Annotated in this window: 17 protein-coding genes, 4 tRNA genes and 1 other RNA gene; 12 read left to right on the plus strand and 10 right to left on the minus strand. The window is 70.8% G+C overall.

Annotated elements, in window-relative coordinates; translation table 11 throughout:
• Window positions 1–57 precede the first annotated feature (57 nt).
• Complete coding sequence (locus ACFCY7_RS17460; protein ID WP_376485834.1) at window positions 58–1,248, plus strand: MFS transporter; 1,191 nt, start codon at window positions 58–60, stop codon at window positions 1,246–1,248.
• Between the two features lie 32 nt (window positions 1,249–1,280).
• On the opposite strand, the gene ACFCY7_RS17465 is transcribed toward ACFCY7_RS17460, so the two are convergent.
• From ACFCY7_RS17465 to ACFCY7_RS17480, 4 genes are all read right to left on the minus strand, one after another.
• Window positions 1,281–1,490 carry a DUF4287 domain-containing protein gene (locus tag ACFCY7_RS17465; RefSeq protein WP_376485836.1) on the minus strand — a complete coding sequence of 70 codons (210 nt, stop codon included), beginning with the start codon at window positions 1,488–1,490 and terminating at the stop codon, window positions 1,281–1,283.
• 77 nt (window positions 1,491–1,567) lie between these two features.
• On the minus strand, window positions 1,568–3,820 hold the full coding sequence (locus tag ACFCY7_RS17470) for an ABC transporter permease (protein WP_376485838.1): 2,253 nt from the start codon (window positions 3,818–3,820) through the stop codon (window positions 1,568–1,570).
• The gene (locus tag ACFCY7_RS17475; protein WP_376485841.1) at window positions 3,817–4,491 is read right to left on the minus strand and encodes an ABC transporter ATP-binding protein; all 675 of its coding nucleotides are present in this window, start codon (window positions 4,489–4,491) and stop codon (window positions 3,817–3,819) included. The genes ACFCY7_RS17470 and ACFCY7_RS17475 overlap by 4 nt, the downstream gene beginning before the upstream one ends.
• Before the next feature lie 59 nt (window positions 4,492–4,550).
• Window positions 4,551–4,994, minus strand: coding sequence for a hypothetical protein (locus ACFCY7_RS17480; protein WP_376485843.1), 444 nt, complete (start codon window positions 4,992–4,994; stop codon window positions 4,551–4,553).
• Window positions 4,995–5,206: 212 nt separating this feature from the next.
• Here ACFCY7_RS17480 and ACFCY7_RS17485 point away from each other — a divergent pair, with 212 nt between their 5' ends.
• Complete coding sequence (locus tag ACFCY7_RS17485; RefSeq protein ID WP_376485903.1) at window positions 5,207–5,818, plus strand: hypothetical protein; 612 nt, start codon at window positions 5,207–5,209, stop codon at window positions 5,816–5,818.
• A gap of 117 nt (window positions 5,819–5,935) precedes the next feature.
• Here ACFCY7_RS17485 and ACFCY7_RS17490 read toward each other — a convergent pair whose 3' ends face one another.
• On the minus strand, window positions 5,936–6,607 hold the full coding sequence (locus tag ACFCY7_RS17490; RefSeq protein WP_376485904.1) for a TetR/AcrR family transcriptional regulator: 672 nt from the start codon (window positions 6,605–6,607) through the stop codon (window positions 5,936–5,938).
• Window positions 6,608–6,865: 258 nt separating this feature from the next.
• On the opposite strand from ACFCY7_RS17490, the gene ACFCY7_RS17495 reads away from it, so the two are divergent.
• Window positions 6,866–7,789, plus strand: coding sequence for a VOC family protein (locus tag ACFCY7_RS17495; protein ID WP_376485845.1), 924 nt, complete (start codon window positions 6,866–6,868; stop codon window positions 7,787–7,789).
• 112 nt (window positions 7,790–7,901) lie between these two features.
• Here the strand turns inward: ACFCY7_RS17495 and ACFCY7_RS17500 are convergent.
• Window positions 7,902–7,989, minus strand: a tRNA-Ser gene (locus ACFCY7_RS17500).
• Window positions 7,990–8,199: 210 nt separating this feature from the next.
• Here ACFCY7_RS17500 and ffs point away from each other — a divergent pair.
• From ffs to ACFCY7_RS17530, 6 genes are all read left to right on the plus strand, one after another.
• Window positions 8,200–8,298: signal recognition particle sRNA small type (gene ffs / locus ACFCY7_RS17505), an RNA gene on the plus strand.
• A 153-nt stretch (window positions 8,299–8,451) separates the two neighbouring features.
• Window positions 8,452–10,596 carry a DNA polymerase III subunit gamma and tau gene (locus ACFCY7_RS17510; protein WP_376485848.1) on the plus strand — a complete coding sequence of 715 codons (2,145 nt, stop codon included), beginning with the start codon at window positions 8,452–8,454 and terminating at the stop codon, window positions 10,594–10,596.
• 61 nt (window positions 10,597–10,657) lie between these two features.
• Entirely contained in the window at window positions 10,658–11,908 is a 1,251-nt protein-coding gene (gene purD / locus ACFCY7_RS17515) for a phosphoribosylamine--glycine ligase (protein WP_376485850.1), read from the plus strand.
• Between the two features lie 270 nt (window positions 11,909–12,178).
• Entirely contained in the window at window positions 12,179–14,179 is a 2,001-nt protein-coding gene (locus ACFCY7_RS17520; protein WP_376485852.1) for a hypothetical protein, read from the plus strand.
• Window positions 14,180–14,464: 285 nt separating this feature from the next.
• Window positions 14,465–15,925, plus strand: a complete 1,461-nt coding sequence (locus ACFCY7_RS17525; protein WP_376485855.1) for a N,N-dimethylformamidase beta subunit family domain-containing protein — start codon at window positions 14,465–14,467, stop codon at window positions 15,923–15,925.
• An 88-nt stretch (window positions 15,926–16,013) separates the two neighbouring features.
• Window positions 16,014–16,922, plus strand: a complete 909-nt coding sequence (locus tag ACFCY7_RS17530) for a phosphoribosylaminoimidazolesuccinocarboxamide synthase (protein WP_376485857.1) — start codon at window positions 16,014–16,016, stop codon at window positions 16,920–16,922.
• A 44-nt stretch (window positions 16,923–16,966) separates the two neighbouring features.
• On the opposite strand, the gene ACFCY7_RS17535 is transcribed toward ACFCY7_RS17530, so the two are convergent.
• From ACFCY7_RS17535 to ACFCY7_RS17550, 4 genes are all read right to left on the minus strand, one after another.
• A tRNA-Gly gene (locus ACFCY7_RS17535) sits at window positions 16,967–17,042 on the minus strand.
• A 135-nt stretch (window positions 17,043–17,177) separates the two neighbouring features.
• Window positions 17,178–17,250 (minus strand) — tRNA-Gly (locus tag ACFCY7_RS17540).
• Between the two features lie 80 nt (window positions 17,251–17,330).
• Window positions 17,331–17,402: transfer RNA gene (locus tag ACFCY7_RS17545), tRNA-Gly, on the minus strand.
• A gap of 134 nt (window positions 17,403–17,536) precedes the next feature.
• Window positions 17,537–17,878, minus strand: a complete 342-nt coding sequence (locus tag ACFCY7_RS17550) for an Lsr2 family protein (RefSeq protein WP_376485859.1) — start codon at window positions 17,876–17,878, stop codon at window positions 17,537–17,539.
• A gap of 366 nt (window positions 17,879–18,244) precedes the next feature.
• Between ACFCY7_RS17550 and purS the strand changes: the two genes are divergently transcribed.
• From purS to purL, 3 genes are read left to right on the plus strand one after another with little or no spacing between them, the layout of a single operon-like run.
• Window positions 18,245–18,490 (plus strand): phosphoribosylformylglycinamidine synthase subunit PurS, encoded by a 246-nt coding sequence (gene purS, locus ACFCY7_RS17555; RefSeq protein WP_017240564.1) that lies wholly within the window; start codon window positions 18,245–18,247, stop codon window positions 18,488–18,490.
• Window positions 18,487–19,167, plus strand: coding sequence for a phosphoribosylformylglycinamidine synthase subunit PurQ (purQ, locus tag ACFCY7_RS17560; protein WP_360797885.1), 681 nt, complete (start codon window positions 18,487–18,489; stop codon window positions 19,165–19,167). Before purS ends, purQ begins: the two co-directional genes overlap by 4 nt.
• Window positions 19,167–21,416: a phosphoribosylformylglycinamidine synthase subunit PurL gene (gene purL, locus ACFCY7_RS17565; protein WP_376485860.1), complete on the plus strand. Its 2,250-nt coding sequence runs from the start codon at window positions 19,167–19,169 to the stop codon at window positions 21,414–21,416. The genes purQ and purL overlap by 1 nt, the downstream gene beginning before the upstream one ends.
• Window positions 21,417–21,473: the final 57 nt, after the last annotated feature.

Here is a 21,473-nt window from a genome sequence, read left to right on the forward strand (position 1 = left end):
ATTCGGCTACAGCTTAATCATTGGAGGGGCCGGGGACCCGAGGCGCAGTCTCCTCCCATGCCCTCCTCCTTCCGCGGTCTCCCGCCCGTCGTCTGGACGATCTTCGCCGGCACGATCATCAACCGCCTCGGCTACCTCGTCACCCCGTTCCTGGTCTTCTTCCTCGCCTCCCGCGGGGTGACCGGTACCGACACCTCGTACGTCCTCGGCGCCCTCGGCGCGGGCAACCTCCTCGGCCCGGCCGTCGGCGGCGTCCTCGCCGACCGCCTCGGCCGCCGCCCCACGATGCTCATCGGCCTGATCGGCGCAGCGGCCGCCCAGGGCGCCCTCTTCCTCGCCCCCGGCGTCTGGACGATGGCCGCGGCGGCCCTGTTGATCAGCGCGGCCGGCAGCACCGTGTCCCCCGCCGCGTACGCGCTCCTCGCCGACGCCGTCGACGCCGACCGCCGCCAGCGGGCGTACGCCCTCTTCGGCTGGGGCGTGAACATCGGCAGCGCCGTCGCCGGCATCCTCGGCGGCTACCTCGCCGCCCAGGGCTACTGGCTGCTCTTCGCCGTCGACGCCGGCTCGATGCTCCTCTTCGCCCTGGTCGTCGCCGTCCGCCTGCCGGAACCGAAGCGGACGGCCACCCCCGAGGCGGCCGAGGACGGCATCGGTTACGGCGTCGTCGTCCGCGACCGCCTCGCCCTGCTCCTGCTCCCGCTCTTCGGCGTCCAGCTCTTCGTCTACTCGCTCACCGAGGTCGCCCTGCCGCTCGCCGTCCACGACAGCGGCCTCTCGCCCGCCGTGTACGGAGCGATGGCGGCGGTCAACGCCGTCCTGGTCGTCGCCCTCCAGCCGTTCGCCACCGCCTGGCTGGCCCGCCTCCCGCAGCTCGCGGTCCAGAGCGGGGGCAGTGCCCTCATCGCCCTGGGCGTCGCCCTCACCGGCCTGGCCGACGGCGTCGCCGGCTACACCCTCTCGGTCGTCGTCTGGTCCCTCGGCGAGGTCGTCGTCGCCGGCATCGCCGCCGGTGTCGTCGCCAACCTCGCCCCCGCCCACGCCCGCGGCCGCTACCAAGGCGCCTTCAGCTGGACCTGGGGCCTCGCCCGCTTCGCCGCCCTCACCCTCGGCGTCGCCACCTACACCACCCTCGGCCCCGCCACCCTCTGGTGGACCGCCCTCCTCGCCGGCACCACCACCGCCGCCGCCACCCTCGCCCTCACCTCCCGCGTCACCCGCCGCACCACCCACACCCTCGCCGCGTGACCCGCCCCGCCCTGCTTCCCGCCTACTTCCCCCTACTTCCCCTCGGCCAACGTATGGGCCACCAGCGCGTTCGCGTGCCCGTGGCCCATCCCGTACTCCGCCTTCAACCACGCCACCAACTCCATGTGCTTCCCCAGCGGCGACGCCCTGATCAGCTCCTTCCACTCCCCGATCGGCCTCCCGTACTTCTTCTCGATCGACGGAAAGTAGCTCGCAGGCCCCTTCACGACGTTCTCGGCCACAACGCTCTCCTCATCCTCGGACGGTCAACTACCACTCAGACTCCCACCCCACCCCGAACTCATCGCTCCCGCCGCCCTCAATCCCGCCGAATCTGCTCCGGCTCCACATGCCTCCGCACCATCGGCACCGACGCCATCCCCGCCACCACCATCACCACCACCGCACACCCCACCAACACCGGCAACCCCTCCCAATCCCAATGCACCGCCCCACCCCCCGTAATCAGATAGCTCGACTCCGCCAACCACCCCGCCACCACCGCCGCCCCCAACCCCACTCCCAACGGCACCACCACCTGCACCACCTGCACCACCCTCAACGTCCCCGCCCTCGCCCCCAACAACACCAACGCCACCACCTCCCCCTTCCTCTCCATCCCCCGATCCGCCACCGCCACCACAAACGCCGCCACCCCGATAACCAGCCCCAACACCATCCCCACCACCAACAAACTCCGAATCACCCTCAACTGCGCCATCGAATCGATCACAATCCCCACCGGCTCCACCACAGCCGTAGGCGCAACCGCCCCAATCCCATCAAGCACGGAACGCACGGTCTCGGGATCGGAACCACTGAGAAGCGTGAGAGTGCCGTGCGAATCCGCCAGGCCTGACGGCGCGAGCGAAGGCGGTACGAGAAGAGCGCCCGCCTTGAAAGCGGATACCCCCCACGTCCGCAGCGCGACCCGCTCGGCGGGCACGGTGACCAGAACCTTCCGGCCGTCCTTCAACACGAAGGGGTACTTCTCTCCCGCCTTCGGGTCGTACTCGAACGGCGTGCTCTCGTCCCGCAACTGCATGACACGGCCATCCACACAGCCACGGGCCTGCCGCGCATAAGCCGCGAGCTGCCCACACGTGCCGACCACCAGGTCGGCGCGCGCCACGTCGCTCCCGTCCAGCGGATTCCACGAGCTGTACGAGACAGTCGCCGCCCGCACCCCAGGAACCTCGACCAGCGCCTCCCGCTGAGCCGGCGAGACGTCCTTCAACCGGATGTCGTACTCCTGAAGCGGCCCGCTCCGCCGACTCACCTGATCCAGCTCGATCAGCACCCCCTGCGTCAGAGCCGCCCCGAACACCAGCAGCACGAGCCCCGTCGCCACCCGCAACGACGCCCCCGGATCCACCTCCGTCCGCCGCATCGCCAACGCCACCGGCAGCGACCTCGCCACCCCCGCCACCCGCCGCGCAATCCACGCGGTCACCGGCGCCAACCCAAAGACAAGCCCAGCACCGGTCAACAACACAGCACCAGGCACCAACAGCGACCCCGCCGCCCCACCCGACGGATCCCGCCCCATCGCACTGGCCACGCAATACCCCGCAACAACCCCCAGCCCAGGCACCAAAAGCAGCATCCCGAACTTCCTCGGCGCCTTCCGCTCCCCCGTCCTCCGCACACTGATCGGCGACAACGCAGCCCGCCGCGCCCCGAAATGCCCCACCACCCACGCAAGCGCCGGACACCCCACCAGACACACGACCACCGTCGACGCCTCGGGCCGCCCATCACTCGGATACCAATGCAGCCCAGGAAGCCCGACCCGCGCCATCACCTCATTGACCCCGAGATACCCCACGACACCCAAAAGAGCACCAACAGACGCAGCGACCACGTTCTCCCCCGCATTGACCCGCAGCGTGTCCTTCACACTGAGGCCCACAAGCCGAAGCGCAGCGAGCCGCCGCGCACGCGACTCTCCTGAGAGCCGCGCACAGACGGAGAGGAAGATGACGAGGGGGAGCAGCACGATGCACGCGAGGGTGAAACGCAGGATGCTGATGGTCGATGGTTCGACGATCTGCCGCCACGATCGACTGGTGCCGAAGCTACCCAGCTCCCCTGCTTCAGTCAGCTCAGCAGGAGTGGTGCCGATATAGGCGTACAGATCTTCGGTGTCGCCCAATCCTTCCGGTGAAATGGTGCCAGTAACGCGACCCGGGACAAGACCGGCTGCGCTTGGATTGGCGGCCAGAATCTCAGCAAGCTTCGGGGAAATCACTGCATCGCCGGCAGCAGGAAGCCGCTTGATGCCCGGGGGTACGGGAGCAGGCCCTGGACCTCTTCGTGCGACGAAAACACGATGAAGTGGCTGTGAACCGTAGGGATCCCGAAATTCCTGGTACAGAACGCTACTTGTACCCATGCTCGGCTCGCGCGCAGCCGTACGCGCGTCATGAGCAGCAAGGATCGATGGGATCGTGAGGACGGCGGCCAGGCATGCCACTCCGAGTGCCGACCCAAGCGTCATCAGTAAGAATCGGGCCCGTCCTCGACGCCCGCTGCCGCGCAGCAGCCGGATTCCGAGGGCGAACGGGTTCACGCGGCCACCCTCTGAGCCAGAAGGCCGTCCGACATCGTGTACTGCGTGTCGGCCCTCGCAGCGACTTCGGCATCGTGCGTGACGATGACCACGGCTGTCTTCTGCCTTCGTGCCAGCTGAAGGAACTCCTCCAGCACAGCAGAGGCATTGACGCTGTCAAGGGCCCCGGTCGGCTCATCCGCGAACACCACGTCAGGCCTATGAACCAGAGCTCGTGCCACCGCGACACGCTGGCTCTGGCCGCCTGACAATTTCGAGGTCCTGCGTCGCAATAGATCGCCCATCCCGAGCCGTCCCAGGACCTGGCTGGCCATCGCATGGGCATGCGTCTTACTGATTCCGGCGAGCCGGAGGGGGAGGGCCGCGTTCTCTTCCACGGTTAGTTCGGGGAGGAGCTCCCCGAACTGGAAGACGAACCCCAGGCGTGTACGTCGCAATGCACTCAGCTCCCCGTCGGGGAGCGAAGCGAGTTGCACGCCGTCGAAAGTCACGGTTCCGCTCGTCGGTGGCAGAACTCCTGCGAGGCAGTACAGCAGCGATGATTTCCCCGATCCGCTGCTCCCCATGATGGCGGCCACTTCACCGCGCTTGAGTGTGAAATCTGCGTTCCGTACGGCTTGCTCGGTGCCGTAGAGGAGATCCACGCCCTCGGCGCGGAGGATGACGTCCATCGTGGTGCGCTCCTTGGGGGGTGGGGAGCCGCGTCGAGGCGGCTCCCCAGAACCGATGACTACTTGCGCGAGAAGAGCCGCTCCGGTGAGCAGTAATCAGGCCGCAGCGAGCCGCGGTCAATGCACGCGTGCATCCGCACCTGCTTGGTCTTGAGAACCGCACCGTCGGAGAACACCTTGTCGACCTTGACGTGCCTCCTCTGGGCGCCCGTCAGGTGGCCCCATGCGTAGCCCTCGACCCTGATGCGGAGGTACACGTTGTGGCCGTCGTCGTTGTTCTCGTCGCGCAGAGTGCCCTTCACGTGCAGGCCGCTCGGAATCTTGGTCGTGGGCTGCCACTGGTATGTGCCGACGAAACCGACTCCCGGCGTCCGCATCACCAAATCGTGTGCCGAGTCGGCCACCGCCACCCCCATCCCCCCGAAGAACAACCCCGCAGCCACCACCGCTGTAGCCAACTTCCGCATCGATAACCCCTGTTTGGTCGAGCGCCGACTGGTCATCACAGAAAGTATCGGCATGACTACATACGGATGCGCGCAGTAACGTCCCTCCCTCTCATGACCCCCCGATCCGGTGAACAGGGGTATTCGGCATGACGGGGAGGGTGTCGGGGCGGCGACGGGGTGGGTGGGTCGGCTGAGCGGGGCCTCGTAGGGGTGATGGCCGGTGAGCCTGCGTGAAGGGGTGGGGAGTGGTCGCCAAGGTGGCGCGCATGCACACTTCCCTTTTTGGCTCAGGCCGGGCTTTCGGCTCTCCCTCTCCCTCTGCCTCTTCTTCCTCGCGGCTGCGTCGCGCGTTGGTCCCGTTCGCGGCGGCCGTCGCCCTGTTGGGTACGGCGGGGACGAGTGTGGCCGGGGCGGTGGAGGCGTGTGGGTCGGTGATCACGGCGCCGTTGGCGCCGCCGGTGTCGGCGGAGGATCCGTGTCCGAGTGCGGATCCGGTGGTGTGCAGGATCCGGGTGTTGCCGATGGACGAGAAGGTGGAGGCGCAGCGGACGCGGATGCGGTACCACGGGCTGCTCGAGGACATGCACCGCACCGAGGCGGTGATGCGGGAGGCGGGGTTCACGGACGAGGAGATCGCGCGGGAGCTGGTCGACATGCGGAACCAGGCGAAGGAGATCACCAGGGCCGGGATGAGCCCGGAGGAGGTGCGGGTGCTGGAGGAGCGGAACATCGCGAAGTACGGGAATCCGCTGGGGCCGACGGCGGATCAGCTGTACGCGAAGTACGGCTCGTGGCAGCAGGTGATCGACGCGTCGATGCGGACGAGCTACGCGGTGGATCGTGAGTTGAGCCTCGAGTACCGGCCTTGCCCCGTGTAACGGCGGAGGCGGCTGAGACGGCCGAGGTTGTTGCGGCGGCGGGCGGCGGCGGGCGTCGTCGGTTCGTGCGGGACGTTTGCGAGGGGCCCCACCACTTGTGGTGGGGCCCCTCGGTGTTCACCGGGTTGCGAGGGCGGTGTCGAGGAGGGCGCGGAGGTGGTCGGCCTCCGGGAGGAGGGTGGCTTCGATCCGGTCGTTGTCGTGGCCGGCGAGGGTGAGTTCCTGGATGCGCCGGAACAGCAGGCGGTCGGCGGCGGCGATGAGGGCGGCGGCGGCGCGGGGGGCGATGGCGAGGGGGGAGTGGGTGTCCGGGGCCGCTTCCGGTGCCGTGTCCGGGGCGGTGTTCGGTGCGGCGTCCGTCGGCGCCGCGGCGTCCGCCAGTGCCCTTGCGAGGGCGTCCTCACGGTGGTCGTGCAGTTCGCGCAGGCGGGCGGTGAGGGTGGGGCTGTCAGCGACCATGCGGGCGAAGGCGGGGCCGGTGAAGCCGACGACGGGGTCGTGGGCGAGGAGGGCGGCGCGGAAGGTGCGGCCGAGGGCGGCGAGCGGGGTTTCGTCGGGCCGGCGTTCGGCGACGGTTCGGGCCAGGCCCTGGGTGAACGCCTCGTGGTGGTCGAGGGCCAGGTCTTCCTTGCGGGGGAAGTAGTTGGTGACCGTCTTTCTGGCGACGCGGGCCGCGGTGGCGATCTCGGCGATGGTGGTCGGCTCGAAGCCCTGCTCGATGAAGAGCTTGGTGGCGCAGTCGGAGATCAGCTGCCTGGTCTCCTGCTTCTTGGACTCACGGAGCCCCATCTCGGCAGTCATGGGGGAATCTTACTCTCGTCGTAAAAATATGCTTGACGGTGGGAGGGTGCGGGGCTAAGTTTACGTCCGTAGCAAGAATCGCCCGAGGGAATGTGTGGGCGGCAGCGCTGCCGTCCGTTCTCGCTCAGCCACTCGCGCCAGTCGCGCCACGTACGCCCAGGAGTCCGTATAGACAGCCACGCCCCCGCCGGGCCGACGCAGCCGCCAGCCACCTCTCCCCGCCACCCCCACTCGTCAGGAGCCGCCATGAACGTCACCACCTCCACGCTGTCCCTGACCGTCGCCGACGTGGACGCCTCGCGCGACTTCTTCCGTACGCACCTGGGGTACGAGGTCGCCATGGCCGCCGACGGCTTCGTCTCGCTGAGCCGCGGTGACGCCGCCGCCGACATCGTGCTGCTCCGCCGGGGAAGCGAAGTGCTCCCGCCCGAGCAGCGCGACCAGCAGGCGGCGGGCCTGATCCTCGCCCTCACCGTCTCCGGGATCGAGGCCGAGGAACGACGTCTCGCCGAGGCCGGCGCCCCCATCACCATGCCGCTCCGCGAAGAACCCTGGGGCGAGCGCCTCTTCCAGCTCACCGACCCGAACGGCATCGTCGTCCAGCTCGTCGAATGGGCCACCCCGGAGGCGTCCACCACGGCGGAGACGTCTGACACGGCGGACGCGCTCAACGCGCCGGTCAACGCACCGGCCGCGCTCAACGCGGAGGACGGGTCGGATGGGTCGGATGGGTCGGATGGGTCGGACGGGGCGGATCTGTCCGTAACCCCGGGCGCCCCCGGTAGCCCGGCAGTCCCCCTCGCCGTGATCGCCCCCACCGACGAGAACGTCACCGCGTCCCCGAACGCCCGCATGACCGGCCTGGCGGCTCCCAGCCGTGGCAGTGCGGAACTCAGTACGTGGACCGTCGAGATGGCGGCCGGCCAGAGCGGTCCCGAGCACGTCATCAGCCGTGAGCAGGTCTGGACGGTGACCGCGGGCGCCCTCGAGGTCAGCTGCGGCGCCGTCACGGAGAAGGTCGAGGCCGGCCGGACCTTTGTCCTCCCGCCCGGCGCGGTCCGCCGCATCCACGCGCTGCGGGCGACCGAGGCGCACGTCGCCATGCGCGCGGACGGCGTCGCCTCCGTCCCCGGTGCGGACGGCACACAGGCCCTGCCTTGGGCCCGGTGAGACCCAAGGCCCCCGCCCCAGGCCGAGTGATCGGCGGGCGATGACCCCGGCAACGTCGAAGGGCCCCACCGCGAACGGTGGGGCCCTTCAACGAATTGCCCGGTGAGAGCAATGGCGGAGGATACGAGATTCGAACTCGTGAGGGGTTGCCCCCAACACGCTTTCCAAGCGTGCGCCCTAGGCCTCTAGGCGAATCCTCCGCCGCAAACAATACAAGACGTTGAGGGGTGCTCGCGAACGTGATCGGCATGAGGGTCGTCGGGGCGGGATCGAGGGCGGGATCGGGGGCGGGATCGAGGAAGGATCAAGGGTGGGGTCGAGGGTGAGACCGAGGGTGGGATCGGGGGTGGGGTCGCGGAGGGATTGGGGAGGGAGGGGCACGGAGGGCTCTGGGGATCGGGTACGCTGGGCGGAGCCCCTCACGCGGTGTTATCTGACTGAACTCCCCCAGGGCCGGAAGGCAGCAAGGGTAGGTCGGCTCTGGCAGGTGCGTGGGGGGCGCTTGCGTTCCCGGGGGAGCCGGCGTTCCTGAAGGCCGCGGCGGTGGGCTGGGCCGTGGGGTCCGTGGACGGGCCGTGGGTGTGTGGACGGGCCGTGGGGTCCGTGGACGGGCGGTGGCGGTTTTTCCCGGGTTGTCGGTGGGCGCCTATAACCTCGTACTTGTGTCGTCTCTCGCGCTCTACCGCCGCTATCGCCCCGAGTCCTTCGCCGAGGTCATCGGGCAGGAGCATGTCACTGACCCGTTGCAGCAGGCGCTGCGGAACAACAGGGTCAATCACGCGTACCTGTTCAGTGGGCCGCGTGGGTGCGGGAAGACGACGAGTGCGCGGATCCTGGCGCGGTGTCTGAACTGCGAGCAGGGGCCGACGCCGACGCCGTGCGGGGAGTGCCAGTCGTGCAGGGACCTGGCGAGGAACGGGCCGGGGTCGATCGACGTGATCGAGATCGACGCGGCGTCGCACGGTGGTGTGGACGATGCGCGTGACCTGCGGGAGAAGGCGTTCTTCGGGCCGGCGGCGAGCCGGTACAAGATCTACATCATCGACGAGGCCCACATGGTCACGTCGGCGGGGTTCAACGCGCTCCTGAAGGTGGTCGAGGAGCCGCCGGAGCACCTCAAGTTCATCTTCGCGACGACGGAGCCCGAGAAGGTCATCGGGACGATCAGGTCGCGGACGCACCACTACCCGTTCCGGCTGGTGCCGCCGGGGACGCTGCGGGACTACCTGGGCGAGGTGTGCGGGCGGGAGGGCATTCCGGTCGCGGACGGGGTGCTGCCGCTCGTCGTGCGGGCCGGCCAGGGGTCGGTGCGTGACTCGATGTCGGTGATGGACCAGCTGCTCGCGGGGGCCGCCGACGACGGTGTGACGTATGCCATGGCGACGTCGCTGCTGGGCTACACGGACGGGTCGCTGCTCGACTCGGTGGTGGACTCGTTCGCGTCCGGGGACGGGGCCGCGGCGTTCGAGGTGGTCGACCGGGTCATCGAGGGGGGCAACGACCCGCGGAGGTTCGTCACGGACCTGCTGGAGCGGCTGCGGGACCTGGTGATCCTGGCGGCGGTGCCGGACGCGGCGGAGAAGGGGCTCATCGACGCCCCCGTCGACGTGATCGAGCGCATGCAGGCCCAGGCGTCGGTCTTCGGGGCCGCCGAGCTGAGCCGGGCGGCCGACCTGGTCAACACGGGGCTGACGGAGATGCGGGGCGCCACCTCGCCCCGGCTCCAGCTGGAACTGATCTGCGCGCGCGTGCTGCTGCCCGCCGCCTTCGACGACGAGCGCTCGCTGCAGGCCAGGCTCGACCGCCTGGAGCGCGGGGCCGCCGCCGCGCCCGCGCCCGTCTTCACGCCCGGACCGCCGGCGCCCGCGCTGGGGTACGTGCCCGGGCCCGAGGCCCACACGCCGATGGCACCGCCGCCGCCCGCCCCGGCACCCGTACAGGCGGCACCCGTCCAGCCGGATCCCGTACAGGCGCAGCCCGCGCCCGCGTTCCAGCAGGCCCCGCAGTCCGCGCCCGTGCAGGCGCAGCCCGCCGCGCCGCGCCCCGGGGCGTGGCCGGGGGCCGCCGCGCCCGGCAGTGGTGCGCCGGGGGCCTGGCCCGGTGCGTCCGGTCAGGCCGCGCCGGCGGCGCAGGCCCCGGCTCCGGCTCATGCCGCGGCAGCGCCCGTGCAGGCGCAGCCGGCTCCGGCGTCCGGTGGAGGGGGCGGGGACACGGCGCAGGTGCGGAACCTGTGGCCGCAGATTCTGGACGCGGTGAAGAACCGGCGTCGTTTCACGTGGATCCTGCTCAGCCAGAACGCGCAGGTGGCGGGCTTCGACGGGACGACGCTGCAGCTCGGCTTCCTGAACGCCGGGGCGCGCGACAACTTCGCGAGCAGCGGCAGCGAGGAGGTCCTGAAGCAGGCCCTCGCCGAGCAGTTCAACGTGAACTGGAAGGTCGAGGCGATCATCGACCCTTCGGGCGGGGCCTCTCCGCCGCCCGCCGCCACCGGCTTCGGCGGTTCCGGTGGGACCGGGGGGTTCGGGGGCGGCAGGCCCGCCGCGCCCGCCCCGGCCTTCCAGCAGGCGCCGCCCGCTCCCGCGCAGGCGCAGCCGGCTCCGTCCGCGGCGTTCCCGCAGGCGGCCGCACCGGCGCCGGCGCAGGCTCCCGCGCCCGCGTACAGCCCGCCGGCGCCGCAGCCGGTGGCGCCCGAGGACGACGTGCCGGAGGAGGACGACCCCGACCTCGTGGACTCCGCGCTGTCGGGGCACGACCTGATCGTGCGCGAGCTCGGAGCCACCGTTGTGGAGGAATACACGAACGAGTAGGGGTGTCTCGCTCGGTGGCCCGCACAAGGGGCATCCCGGCCAGCGGGCTACCCTGGCTGGCGTGAAGGTCCTCGTCATCGGCGGCGGCGCCCGCGAACACGCCCTGTGCCGCTCTCTCTCCCTCGATCCCGACGTCACCGCTCTGCACTGCGCGCCCGGCAACGCCGGAATCGCGGAGGTCGCCGAGCTGCACCCCGTCGACCAGCTGGACGGCGACGCCGTCGCGCGCCTCGCCACCGAGCTCGGCGCCGAACTGGTCGTCGTCGGCCCGGAGGCCCCGCTCGTCGCGGGTGTCGCCGACGCCGTCCGCGCGGTCGGCGTCCCCGTCTTCGGCCCCTCGAAGGAGGCGGCGCTCCTCGAAGGCTCCAAGGCCTTCGCCAAGGACGTCATGGCCGGCGCGGGCGTGCCCACCGCCCGCAGCTACGTCTGCACGACCCCCGAGGAGATCGACGAGGCGCTCGACGCCTTCGGCGCTCCGTACGTGGTCAAGGACGACGGTCTCGCCGCCGGCAAGGGCGTCGTGGTCACGGACGACGTCGAGCAGGCCCGGGCGCACGCGCTCGCCTGCGACCGGGTCGTCATCGAGGAGTACCTCGACGGCCCCGAGGTCTCCCTCTTCGCGATCACCGACGGCACCACCGTCCTCCCGCTCCAGCCCGCGCAGGACTTCAAGCGCGCGCTCGACGGCGACGAGGGCCCGAACACCGGCGGCATGGGCGCCTACTCGCCGCTGCCCTGGGCCGACCCGAAGCTGGTCGAGGAGGTCCTCGCGACCGTCCTCCAGCCGACGGTCGACGAGCTGCGCCGGCGCGGCACGCCGTTCTCCGGCCTGCTGTACGCGGGTCTGGCGATCACCAGCCGCGGTGTCCGGGTCATCGAGTTCAACGCGCGCTTCGGCGACCCCGAGACCCAGGTGGTCCTGGCCCGTCTGAAGACCCCGCTGGCCGGTGTCCTGCTGAACTCCGCGAACGGCACGCTGGCCGACCAGGCCCCGCTGAACTGGGCCGACGACGCCGCGGTCACCGTGGTCGTCGCCTCCCACAACTACCCGGACGCCCCGCGGACCGGCGACCCGATCGAGGGCCTCGCCGAGATCGCGGAGCAGGACGCCCCGCACGCGTACGTGCTGCACGCGGGGACGAAGCTGGACGGCGGCAAGGTCGTCAGCGCCGGCGGCCGCGTCCTCTCGGTCACCGCGACCGGCGCGGACCTGGCGCAGGCCCGCGAGCGGGCGTACGCGGCAGTCGGCCGTATCCGCCTTGACGGTTCGCAGCACCGCACGGACATCGCGCGGAAGGCCGCCGAGGCCTGATTCCACCGGACTTCGTCCGATTCCTCTTGTGGCCGTGTGGTGCGGAAGCTGTGAACCACACGGCCACTTGAGCGCCATCACCTTTACCCAAAGCCATTCCATCGAGTGACGGCTCGGCCATACGGATGACGACCGCCAACGCCCCAACTAGGGTGCGGCGAAGGCGTTCCGGCACTTGGCCCACCGGCATTGCGATGTCGGTGGCGGGTGCCACAGTGGGGGAGTGAGCAACACCGCCACAGGCAGTCCCGACGAGGGCAGGAGGGGGTGATGTCCGGCGTGTCCGGTACCGGTTCCGTTGTCGGCGAGGAGTGGGGTGCGCGCGCCGCGCACTCCCGGGCCCTCGCCGTCCTCCGTGTCCGAGGCAGGGCACTGGGCCTCGCGGTGCTCCCCGCCGCGGTGGCCGTCGTGCTGTACGCGGGCGGGGTCACCGGCCACTTCACCGGCGCGGCCTGGGACACGGCCCGCTGGGTCGTGACCGTCCTCGCGGTGGTCGTGCTCCTCGCCGCCACGGCCGTCGCCCTCGTCGTCGCCCGGGCCCGCCCGGCCGCGACGCCGACGGTGGAGCTCGCCGAGACCGCGGCCCCCGATCTGTACCGGCTCGTCCGGGACCTGGCCGACCGGCTCGACGTTCCCGCGCCGGCCGGGATAGCCCTGACGCCGGACTGCGACAGCTGGCTGGAGGACCGCACGCACCGGGCCCACCGCGCGCTGCGGACGGCGCCCGGCGGCGACGGAGCCCCCGTCCTCGTCATAGGTTCGCCGTTCCTGTGGTGGATGCGCGTCGCCGAGCTGCGTGCCGTCCTCGCCCCCGTCGTGGCCGGCACGGGTCCGGCCGCGCACCCCGACATAGCCGCGGCCCGCCGCTTCCTCCGGGGCCTGGACGCCGCCGTGGCCGTACCCGGCGAGCCCGGCCTCGACCCGCTGCGCCGGCTCGGCGCGCAGGGCGTCGGGCGCGTCGCCCGCGTCCTGCTGCGCGCCTGCCGGGGGCACGCGGCCGAGATGGAGCGCGGGGTCGCCGCCGCCGGTTCGGAGCGCGCCCAGGCCGTCGACTACGGCGTACGGATCGTCGCCCAGGAGCAGGTCGGCCTGGCGTACGCGGGCTGGGACCGCCTCCTGACCCGGGTCGCGCTGCCCGCCTGGCGCATGGGCCGCTGGCCCGCCAGGCTCGACGCGGGCGTGGTCTCCGCCCTGACCGAGCTGTCCCGTCGCGACCGGCTCGCGGAGGGCTTCACGTCCCGGCTCGGCGAGCGACCGGCCTGTGACCTCCTGGAGGAGCCCGGCGCGGTCGACGAGGCGACCTCGCTGCTCGCCGCCCGGCTCTTCCACGGCGGCCCGGCCGAGGCCGGACCCGACTGGTCCCCGGTCGAGTGGAGCCAGTACCCGGAGGAAGTCGTCGACCGGAAGTGGCGCACCGACGCCGCCCGTCTGCACCAGGTCCTCGACGGTCTCGGCGTCCCCGACTCGGCGGCCGGCTCGGCCCCCGACTCCGCCGGTCCGACCCTGACCCGCGTGATCGCCCACCTGACGACGGAACGGCCCGCCGGCGCCGTGCCCCAGGAGCCCGCGCCCACGACACCGGAGCCCGACGCGAAGGACCTCCCGGTCGCCGACGAGCCCGTGAACCAGCGCGCCGACGAGCCCGTCAAGCACCTCGACGACGAGGCCGTGAGGCACATCGCCGACGACGAGCCCATGCCCCGGCCCGCCGACGACGAGCCCATGACCCGGCCCGCCGACGACGAGCCCATGACCCGGCTCGCCGACGACGAGCCCATGACCCGGCTCGCCGACGACGAGGCCGTGGACCCCCGCGACGACGAGGAGCCCGCGAACCCCGCCGCAGAGGCGCTCGCCGCGGCGCTCAGCGCGCTGCTGGTGCGGGAGGAGGCGGCGCGGGAGGTGCGGGTCGCCGCGGCGGCCGAGCGTGCCCGCGCGGCGGAGAAGGGCCGCAAGGCCGCCCCCGCGGCGGTGGCGGTGAGCGGCCCCGACGGGCCGTTGCCGCTGTTCCCGCTCCAGCCGCCCCGTACGGGACGCGACCTGCTGGCCGACCACGTCACCGCGATGGTCTGCTGCGCTGCGGTGGACACGGCGGAGGCCGAGCCCGGCCTGGACTGGCTGGACGGACCCGCCCTGCTCGTCGGCGGGGAGCGGGCGGCGGACCTCGGGCCCCGTGTCCTGGCCCTCGTCGAGGACGGCGATCCGGAGCCGCTGAGCGTGTGGCTGGCCCGTACCGGAGTGCGTCCGGAGAAGCCCGTACGCCTGGTCTGAGCCCGTCCGTACGCCTGCTCCGGGCTCGTCCGTACGCCTGCTCCGGCCCCGTCCATACGCCCGGTCCGAGCCCGTCCATACGCCCGGTCCGGGCCCGCCGGCCGGGCCTCCGCCCCGGAGGCTCGGCTTCCACTCTCGCCAATTCACGACGAACGGTGACGGAGTGCGTGCGTTATGTGATGTGCTGGAGACCGTCACTGACAGAGGCAAGGACCAGCGGCACCGACCAGCCGACAAGCCGACGAGCAGGCCAGCCGACCGGGGGAGTCCAGGGAGGGGCGGAGCATGGGGGCGGAGCAGATCAGACGGTGGGAGTCGGGCGCGCTCGCGCACGCCGTGAGCGATCCCTTCGGCCAGGGTCCGCTGCCCTGGCTGCGCGGCTCGGAGAACTACTTCGACGACACCGGTCAGATGGTCCCCTGGTACGCGGACGAGATCCTGGCCCGGGGCGGCAGCGGCGGCCCCCGCACGGCCGACGACGTCCGCCGCCAGATCAAGGGCTTCGCATCGGACGGGGCGGTGGCACCGGGGGAGTCGATCGACTTCCACGTCACGGTGGACCCGCCGCAGCAGTTCTCGGTCGACGTCTACCGGATCGGGCACTACGGCGGCGACGGCGCCGCGAAGATCACCACCAGCCCGCGCCTGTCCGGGATCGTCCAGCCGGCCCCGCTCACCGCCGACCGCACGGTCTCCTGTCACCACTGGTGGCAGTCCTGGCGGTTGCAGGTCCCGTCGTACTGGTCGATCGGCGCGTACGTGGCCGTCCTCACCACCGCCGACGGGTACCGGTCGCACATCCCCTTCACGGTCCGCGACAACCACCCGGCCGATCTGCTCCTCGTCCTCCCGGACGTGACCTGGCAGGCGTACAACCTGTATCCGGAGGACGGCCACACGGGCGCCAGCCTCTACCACGCCTGGGACGAGGACGGCCGGCTGCTCGGCGAGGAGGAGGCGGCCGTCACGGTCTCCTTCGACCGCCCGTACGCGGGCGCGGGCCTGCCGCTGCACGTGGGCCACGCGTACGACTTCATCCGCTGGGCCGAGCGGTACGGCTACGACCTCGCGTACGCCGAGACCCGCGACCTGCACGCGGGCCGGGTCGACCCGAGCCGCTACCGGGGCCTGGTGTTCCCCGGCCACGACGAGTACTGGTCGGCGCCGATGCGCAGGACCGCCGAACTCGCCCGCGACCAGGGCACGTCACTGGTCTTCCTCTCCGCCAACACCATGTACTGGCAGGTGGAGTTGGGCCCTTCGCCGTCCGGGGTGCCGGACCGCCTCCTGACCTGCCGGAAGCGGCGCGGCCCTGGTAGGCCCGCGCTCTGGCGCGAGGTCGACCGGCCCGAGCAGCAGCTCCTCGGCATCCAGTACGCGGGCCGGGTGCCCGAACCGCACCCGCTGGTCGTCCGGAACGCCGACCACTGGCTGTGGGACGCCACCGGCGCCGGCGACGGCGACGAGCTCCCCGGCCTGGTGGCGGGCGAGGCCGACCGCTACTTCCCGCGCACCGCGCTGCCCGAGCACCAGGGCCGCATCCTGCTCGCCCACTCGCCCTACCGGGACGGCGAGGGGGCGCTCCGCCACCAGGAGACGAGCCTGTACCGGGCCCCGTCCGGCGCCTGGGTGTTCGCGTCCGGCACGTTCGCCTGGTCGCCGGCGCTGGACCGCCCGGGCCATGTCGACGCCCGGGTCCAGCGCGCCACCGCCAACCTCCTGGACCGGATCTGTAAGAGGGAGTGAGCAGGGGGTCGCAGGGCCCGACGGTCGCGTCCGTCCGCGCGTGCGAGAGAATCGGACTCGCTCCTGGATCAACCTACGCGGAGGAACCGTGTCCGGATTCGTAGAAAAGCCCGAGCCCGTCCAGGTCCCGGGCCTCACCCATCTCCACACGGGCAAGGTCCGCGACCTGTACCGGAACGAGGCCGGTGACCTCGTGATGGTGGCGAGCGACCGCATGTCGGCCTACGACTGGGTCCTTCCCACCGAGATCCCCGACAAGGGACGGGTGCTCACCCGGCTCTCCCTGTGGTGGTTCGACAAGCTCGCCGACCTGGTCCCCAACCACGTCATCTCCACCGAGCTGCCGGCCGGCGCCCCCGCCGACTGGGAGGGCCGCACCCTCGTCTGCAAGTCGCTGAACATGGTCCCGGTCGAGTGCGTAGCCCGCGGCTACCTCACCGGCTCGGGCCTGGTCGAGTACGACGAGTCCCGCACGGTGTGCGGCATCGCGCTCCCCGAGGGCCTGAGCGACGGCTCCGAGCTGCCCGCCCCGATCTTCACCCCGGCGACGAAGGCCGCGGTCGGGGACCACGACGAGAACGTGTCGTACGAGGAGGTCGCCCGCCAGGTCGGCTCCGAGACCGCCGCGCTGCTGCGCCGGCAGACCCTCGACGTGTACGCGCGGGCCCGTGACATCGCCCGCGAGCGGGGCATCATCCTCGCCGACACGAAGTTCGAGTTCGGCTTCGAGAGCACCCCGGACGGCGACCGGCTCGTCCTCGCCGACGAGGTCCTCACCCCGGACTCGTCCCGCTTCTGGCCGGCCGACCAGTGGCAGCCGGGCCGTGCCCAGCCCTCGTACGACAAGCAGTTCGTGCGGAACTGGCTGACCTCGCCGGCCTCGGGCTGGGACCGCAAGAGCGAGCAGCCGCCGCCGCCGCTCCCGCAGGAGATCGTGGACGCGACCCGCGCCAAGTACATCGAGGCGTACGAGCTGCTGACCGGGACCACCTGGTAGGACGACGAGAAAGCCCCCGGTCGATTCGACCGGGGGCTTCTTCATGGAGCGGACGACGAGATTCGAACTCGCGACCCTCACCTTGGCAAGGTGATGCTCTACCAACTGAGCCACGTCCGCATGCGCCGTAGCGCGCTGCTAACTATATACCCAACGTCCGGGGTGCTCGTGACACATCCTCGTGTGGGCCCGTTCACATTTCCCGGGTACGACGAAGGCCCCGGTTCCTGAGAACCGGGGCCTTCGTACTTCCTGAGCGGACGACGAGATTCGAACTCGCGACCCTCACCTTGGCAAGGTGATGCTCTACCAACTGAGCCACGTCCGCATTGCTGCCGCTCGGCTTTCACCGGGCGGTGCGAGCACCACTCTACCTGATCCACAACCGTGGTCGGTCAAGCGATGCAGAGCGGGTGACAGGAATTGCACACTGCGCCTTCCCCCTGGAAGGGGGATGTTCTGCTACTGAACTACACCCGCACGCTGCTGGAGACTTGGCTTTTCGGCCTTGCCCCTCGGCGTGATCCAGACTCTACCTGATCAACGGGGGTGCGATGCAAATCGGTTCCCCGGCTCCCGCTCGGGGCCCCGCAGCCCCGGCTCCTGCTCCCGGTTCAGCTCGCGGCGCGGAAGGCCTCGTAGACGCGCTTCGGGATCCGGCCGCGGGCGGGGACGTCCATCTTGTTGGACTGGGCCCAGGCGCGGACCGCCGCCGGGTCGGGGGCGAGGGCGGTGTGGGTGTACGTCTCGATCGAGGGACTCCGGCCGGCCGCCATCCGGGCCGGCAGCTTGCGACCTGCGGCGAGGTAGGGCGCGAGAGCCTTGCGGAGTTTCTTTGCATTGGCAGCATTCAGGTCGATCTCGTACATCTTCCCGTCGAGGCCGAACGCGACCGTTTCAGCCGCTTCTCCGCCGTCGATGTCGTCGGAGAGAGTGACCACCACACGCTGAGCCACGGATATCGGTCCTTTCCTGCGGCCGCCGAGGTCGAGAGGACGCTTGTGGCGCCTCTGACGTGCTGCGATGACGACCGTACGGCTGTGCCGGGACAATGCTGCTTTCTTCTGGATTCCTTTGTACAGCGGCAGGTGTCGCATTGTGAAGCCCTGCCAATTGTTTCAGCGTGTCCCGGCACATTGCGGTCCGCGATATTTCACTGGAATTTTGCGGGGGAGTGTCGGGGCGGCGGGTGGCGGGCGTTCGTGTGACCCACGCCGCACCGAACCGTGCTTTTGTAGGATCCTTCAGATCTCTACCCGCGTAGAATTTGGAGGCAGGTACGCTGAGGGAACCGCCCACGCAACACACCACCGGGAGTGCCAGTGGCACGCGTCGTAGTCGACGTCATGCTCAAGCCGGAGATCCTCGACCCTCAGGGGCAGGCGGTGCAGCGTGCACTGCCCCGCCTGGGATTCGCCGGAATCGCCGACGTCCGTCAGGGGAAGCGCTTCGAGTTGGAGGTGGAGGGGCCGGTCGATGACGCCGCCCTCGCCCGCATCCACGAGATGGCCGAAACCTTCCTTGCCAACACTGTGATCGAAGACTTCATCGTGAAGGTGGAGTCGTGACCGCACGCATCGGCGTCGTCACGTTCCCCGGAACGCTCGACGACCAGGACGCGCTGCGCGCCGCCCGCCTCGCGGGCGCCGAGCCCGTCTCGCTGTGGCACCGCGACAAGGACCTCAAGCAGGTCGACGCCGTGGTCCTGGCCGGTGGCTTCTCCTACGGCGACTATCTGCGGGCCGGAGCCATCTCCCGCTTCTCGCCGGTGATGGAGACGATCATCGAGCAGGCGAAGGCGGGCATGCCCGTCCTCGGCATCTGCAACGGCTTCCAGATCCTCACCGAGGCCCACCTGCTGCCGGGCGCGATGCTCCGCAACAACCACCTCCACTTCATCTGCCGCGACCAGAAGCTGCGGGTGGAGAACGCGGAGACCGCCTGGACCTCGGACTACGTCCAGGGCCAGGAGATCGAGGTCCCGCTCAAGAACATGGACGGCCGGTACGTCGCCGACGAGCGCACGCTCGACGAGCTGGAGGCCGAGGGGCGGGTCGCCTTCCGCTACCTGGACGTCAACCCCAACGGCTCGCTGCGCGACATCGCGGGCATCACCAACGCCGCGGGCAACGTGGTCGGCCTCATGCCGCACCCCGAGCACGCCGTCGAGCCGCTGATCGGCACCGGCAAGACGGACGGCCTCGGTTTCTTCACCTCGATCCTCAAGAAGCTGGTCAACGCCTGATGAGCCTCGACACCGTCAAGCACGCGAGCGAGACGCCGGACAGCGAGCAGCCCTGGAAGGAGCTCGGCCTCAAGGAGGACGAGTACGCGCGCATCCGCGAGATCCTCGGCCGCCGTCCCACCGGCGCCGAGCTCGCCATGTACTCCGTCATGTGGTCCGAGCACTGCTCCTACAAGAGCAGCAAGGTCCACCTGAAGCAGTTCGGCGAGAAGGTCCCCGAGAACGACGCCATGCTCGTCGGCATCGGCGAGAACGCCGGCGTCGTCGACGTCGGCCAGGGGTACGCGGTCACCTTCAAGGTCGAGTCGCACAACCACCCCTCGTACATCGAGCCCTACCAGGGCGCGGCCACCGGCGTCGGCGGCATCGTCCGCGACATCCTCGCCATGGGTGCCCGTCCGGTCGCGGTCGTCGACCCGCTGCGCTTCGGCGCGGCCGACCACCCCGACACCAAGCGCGTGCTGCCCGGTGTCGTCGCCGGCATCGGCGGCTACGGCAACTGCCTCGGCCTGCCCAACATCGGTGGCGAGGTCGTCTTCGACTCCTGCTACCAGGGCAACCCGCTCGTCAACGCCGGCTGCATCGGCGTGATGAAGCACGAGGACATCCACCTCGCCAAGGCCTCCGGCCCCGGCAACAAGGTCATCCTGTACGGCGCCCGCACGGGTGGCGACGGCATCGGCGGCGTCTCGGTCCTCGCGTCCGAGACCTTCGACGACACCAAGCCCACCAAGCGCCCCGCCGTCCAGGTCGGCGACCCGTTCCAGGAGAAGCTCCTCATCGAGTGCACCCTGGAGATCTTCAAGGAGAAGCTCGTCGCGGGCATCCAGGACCTCGGCGGCGCCGGGCTCTCCTGCGCCACGTCCGAGCTGGCCTCCGCGGGCTCCGGCGGCATGCACGTCGACCTGGAGAAGGTCCACCTGCGCGACGCGACGCTCTCGCCCGAGGAGATCCTCATGAGCGAGTCGCAGGAGCGCATGTGCGCGATCGTCGAGCCGCAGCACGTCGACCGCTTCCTGGAGATCTGCGAGAAGTGGGACGTCATCGCGGTCGTCATCGGTGAGGTGACGGACGGCGAGCGGCTGGAGATCTTCTGGCACGGCGAGCAGATCGTCGACGTCCCGCCGCGTTCCGTCGCCCACGAGGGCCCGACCTACCACCGGCCGTTCGCGCGCCCGGACTGGCAGGACGCGCTCCAGGCCGACGACGCCGGCAAGCTGCCCCGGCCGCAGGACGGCGCCGAGCTGAAGGACCAGGTCCTCAAGCTCGTCTCGTCGCCGAACCAGGCCTCGAAGTCCTGGATCACGGACCAGTACGACCGGTTCGTGCAGGGCAACACGGTCCTGGCGCAGCCCGAGGACGCGGGCATGGTCCGCATCGACGAGGAGACCAACCTCGGCGTGGCCATGGCGACCGACGGCAACGGCCGGTACGCGAAGCTCGACCCGTACACGGGCGCGCAGCTCGCGCTGGCGGAGGCGTACCGCAACGTCGCCGCGTCCGGTGCGAAGCCGCTGGCCATCTCGGACTGCCTGAACTTCGGTTCGCCCGAGGACCCGGCCGTGATGTGGCAGTTCGCGGAGGCCACCCGTGGTCTCGCGGACGGCTGCCTGCAGCTGGGCACGCCGGTCACCGGCGGCAACGTGTCGCTGTACAACCAGACGGGCGAGACGGCGATCCACCCGACGCCGGTCGTGGCCGTGCTCGGTGTGATCGACGACGTGAACCGCCGTACGCCGATCGCCTTCGCGGAAGAGGGCCAGCTCCTCTACCTGCTCGGCGACACGCGTGAGGAGTTCGGCGGGTCGGCCTGGTCCGAGGTGATCCACCAGCACCTCGGCGGTCTGCCGCCGGCCGTGGACCTCGACCGGGAGAAGCTGCTCGGCGAGATCCTGATCTCGGCGTCCCGCGACGGCATGATCGACGCGGCGCACGACCTGTCCGACGGCGGTCTGGTCCAGGCGGTCGTCGAGTCCTGCCTGCGCGGCGGGAACGGCGCGCGCCTGGTCGTCCCGGAGGGCCTGGACGCCTTCACGTTCCTCTTCAGCGAGTCGGCGGGCCGTGCGGTCGTCGCCGTCCCGCGCAGCGAGGAGCTCCGCTTCACCGACATGTGCGGTGCGCGGGGTCTGCCGGCGACCCGGATCGGTGTCGTCGACGGCGACGCGGTGGACGTGCAGGGCGAGTTCGCGCTCTCCCTCGCGGAGCTGCGCGAGGCGCACGAGGCGACGATCCCGGGCCTGCTGGCCTGATCGCCGGTACGCGTACGGTGTGAGCCCCCGCCTTCGGGCGGGGGCTTTCCCGTGTGC

Source organism: Streptomyces sp. NPDC056361, assembly GCF_042262805.1.
GTDB lineage: Bacteria > Actinomycetota > Actinomycetes > Streptomycetales > Streptomycetaceae > Streptomyces.

What these genes read in the sequence shown, in the direction of transcription:
- ACFCY7_RS17520 (WP_376485852.1), top strand. Translation starts at nt 12,179, where the DNA reads ATGTCCGGCGTGTCCGGTACCGGTTCCGTTGTCGGCGAGGAGTGGGGT.
- ACFCY7_RS17475 (WP_376485841.1), bottom strand. Translation starts at nt 4,491, where the DNA reads ATGGACGTCATCCTCCGCGCCGAGGGCGTGGATCTCCTCTACGGCACC.
- ACFCY7_RS17490 (WP_376485904.1), bottom strand. Translation starts at nt 6,607, where the DNA reads ATGGGGCTCCGTGAGTCCAAGAAGCAGGAGACCAGGCAGCTGATCTCC.
- ACFCY7_RS17495 (WP_376485845.1), top strand. Translation starts at nt 6,866, where the DNA reads ATGAACGTCACCACCTCCACGCTGTCCCTGACCGTCGCCGACGTGGAC.
- ACFCY7_RS17485 (WP_376485903.1), top strand. Translation starts at nt 5,207, where the DNA reads ATGCACACTTCCCTTTTTGGCTCAGGCCGGGCTTTCGGCTCTCCCTCT.
- purL (WP_376485860.1), top strand. Translation starts at nt 19,167, where the DNA reads ATGAGCCTCGACACCGTCAAGCACGCGAGCGAGACGCCGGACAGCGAG.
- ACFCY7_RS17480 (WP_376485843.1), bottom strand. Translation starts at nt 4,994, where the DNA reads ATGACCAGTCGGCGCTCGACCAAACAGGGGTTATCGATGCGGAAGTTG.
- ACFCY7_RS17525 (WP_376485855.1), top strand. Translation starts at nt 14,465, where the DNA reads ATGGGGGCGGAGCAGATCAGACGGTGGGAGTCGGGCGCGCTCGCGCAC.
- ACFCY7_RS17460 (WP_376485834.1), top strand. Translation starts at nt 58, where the DNA reads ATGCCCTCCTCCTTCCGCGGTCTCCCGCCCGTCGTCTGGACGATCTTC.